3 protein-coding genes are annotated in these 2,408 nt (G+C 73.9%); 2 read left to right on the top strand and 1 reads right to left on the bottom strand.

Annotated elements, in window-relative coordinates:
- The first annotated feature begins 100 nt into the window (after positions 1–100).
- Entirely contained in the window at positions 101–505 is a 405-nt protein-coding gene (locus tag ACIQOV_RS37595; protein WP_380352967.1) for an ArsR/SmtB family transcription factor, read from the top strand.
- 56 nt (positions 506–561) lie between these two features.
- Here ACIQOV_RS37595 and ACIQOV_RS37590 read toward each other — a convergent pair whose 3' ends face one another.
- The gene (locus tag ACIQOV_RS37590; protein WP_401055273.1) at positions 562–1,494 is read right to left on the bottom strand and encodes a LysR substrate-binding domain-containing protein; all 933 of its coding nucleotides are present in this window, start codon (positions 1,492–1,494) and stop codon (positions 562–564) included.
- A 130-nt stretch (positions 1,495–1,624) separates the two neighbouring features.
- Here ACIQOV_RS37590 and ACIQOV_RS37585 point away from each other — a divergent pair.
- A partial coding sequence (locus ACIQOV_RS37585; RefSeq protein WP_401055272.1) for an SDR family oxidoreductase occupies positions 1,625–2,408 on the top strand: 784 nt, incomplete at its 3' end.

Raw genomic sequence — 2,408 nt, 5'->3', positions numbered from 1 at the left:
GGACCCTTCGGGCAGGCCTGGGCAGGGCGGGGCCGTTGACTCGTTCACGATACATGAACATATGAAGGCTCGTTCATCTATGAGTTGTAGGATGGCCCGCATGGGTCATGGAGCCACCCCCGCCACCGCCGTCCCGCACACGCGCCTGGACGCGACCAGCGCTGCCCGGGTGGCCACCACCCTGCAAGCCCTCGCCACGCCCTCCCGGCTGCTGATCCTCTCCCGGCTGCGCGAGGGCCCCTGCGCGGCCACCGAACTCGCCGCCGAGGTCGGCCTGGAGCAGTCCGCCTGCTCCCACCAGCTGCGCCTGCTGCGCAACCTCGGCCTGGTCATCGGCCGCCGCAACGGCCGGCAGGTCGTCTACGCGCTCTACGACAACCACGTCGCCGCACTGCTCGACCAGGCCGTCTACCACATCGAGCACCTGCGCCTGGGCCTCAGCGACGCCGTCGACCCGCAGGACGCGGACGACGAGCACGAGCCGGTCGGCGGCGCCGCGCGCTGACGCGCCACGGCGCCCGATCGGAGCTCGGGCGCGCGTTCCACCGCCGGGGTCGGGCCTCAGGTGAGCGCCCCGTCGGCCTCGGCCGACCGGCCGGAGACCACGGGGTCGACCCGGGCCTGACGGGCCAGCAGGTCGGCGAAGGCCACGGTGAGCGGATCGGGGCGGGTGCGGGTGTAGGCGGTGAGGATGCGCAGGACCGGCGGGTCCGGGCGCAGCAGGGCGCCCTCGAAGTGGGCCGGGACGATGTTGGCGGGCACCAGGGCGGGGCCGAGCCCGGCCGCGGCCAGCAGCGGGGCGGCCGAGGTCTGTTCGGCACGGATCGCCGCCCGGGGGTGGAAGCCCGCCCGGGCGCAGACCTGGTCGAGCAGGTCGGCGAGGCCGTTGTCGGGGGCGTAGTGGACCCAGTCGCGGTCGGCGAGTTCGGTGAGGGCGACGGTCCCGGCGGGGCGGTCGGCCAGCGGGTCGTCGGCGGGCAGGACGACGGTGAACTCCTCGACGCCGAGCTCCCGGATCGGCCCCTCCCAGCCGCTCGGCGCCGGGCCGATGGCGAGGTCGGCGCGGCCCGCGGCCATGGCCTCCCGGAGCGCGTCGGTGTGGGGGTACTCGCGCAGCCGGATCCGCACGCCGGGGTGACGGCGGCGCCACTCCCGCAGCACGGGCGGCAGGATGCCGAGGCTGACGGAGTAGACGACGGCGACCTCCAGTTCGCCCTCCTCCAGGCCGGCCGAGCGGCGGGCCGCCGCCTGCAGCCGCTCGGCCTCGGCGAGTGCGGCGCGGGCGTGCGGCAGGACCGCCCGGCCCATCGGGGTGAGCCGCACCGAGCGCGGCAGGCGCTCCAGCAGCGGGCCGCCGAGGGCGCCCTCCAGGGCGCGGATCTGGTGGGACAGCGCGGGCTGGGTGACGTGCAGCTGTTCGGCCGCACGGGTGAACGATCCGGTGTCGACCACGGTCGCCAGGTATTCGAGCTGTCTGAGCGTCGGCGTTGCCATGAACAGATTTTATCGCCGAGGTAGAAAACAAGCCTTGGACTCATCAGTGCTGGTCGGGAGAGGGTCGTGGTGCGGCCGCCGCGGGAAGCAGCGGGCGGCCGGTTCCCCGATCATCCGAAGGAGTTCCACCATGTCCGACACCACCTCCCTCCAGGGGCAGCGGCTCGTCGTGGTCGGTGCCGGTTCGCGCACCGGGCGGGCCGTCGCCAAGTCCGCCTCGGCGGCCGGCGCCTCCCTGGTGCTGGCCGGCCCCGACCCGCGCAAGCTGGAGTGGACGGCCGGCGAGCTGTCCGGACCGTCCGAGGTGATCGCCCTGGACATCGCCGACGAGGCGTCGATCGCCGCCTTCGCCGCCCGGGCAGGCCGCTTCGACCACCTGGTCTCGACCGCCGCGATGCCGGCCAACGGCCCGCTGCGGGAACTCGAAGCGGCCGACGTGCAGCGGGCGTTCGCGGCGAAGGTGATCGGCCCGCTGCTGCTGGCCAAGCACCTGGTCGGTCAGGTCTCCGAGAGCGGTTCGTTCACCTTCTTCTCCGGTGTGGCCGCGTGGCGCCCGGCGCCCGCGCGCACGGTGATGGCCACCACCAACGGCGCGCTGGCCTTCCTGGTGCAGGCGCTGGCGGTGGAGATCGCGCCGGTCCGGGTCAACGCCGTCTCCCCCGGCATCGTCGACACCGGCTCCTGGGACGGCCTGGGCGCCGACAAGGACGCGTTCCTGCGCGGGGTCGCCGAGCGCAACCCGGCCCGGCGCGTCGGCACCCCGGAGGACCTGGTCAAGGCCGTCCGCTACGCCATCGACAACCCGTACGTCACCGGCACGGTACTCGGCGAGCTACAGAGCCAAGAACCCCTCAACCTTGCTTTTCAGGTACGGCGGCACGTCGGCCAACTCCGAGACGATCAGGTGGACATCC

The sequence above is a fragment of the Kitasatospora sp. NPDC091257 genome, assembly GCF_044757675.1.
Lineage (GTDB): Bacteria > Actinomycetota > Actinomycetes > Streptomycetales > Streptomycetaceae > Kitasatospora > Kitasatospora lactacystinica.
Note: the sequence above shows the minus strand (reverse complement) of the source record. Positions and strands in the feature narration are given on the sequence as shown.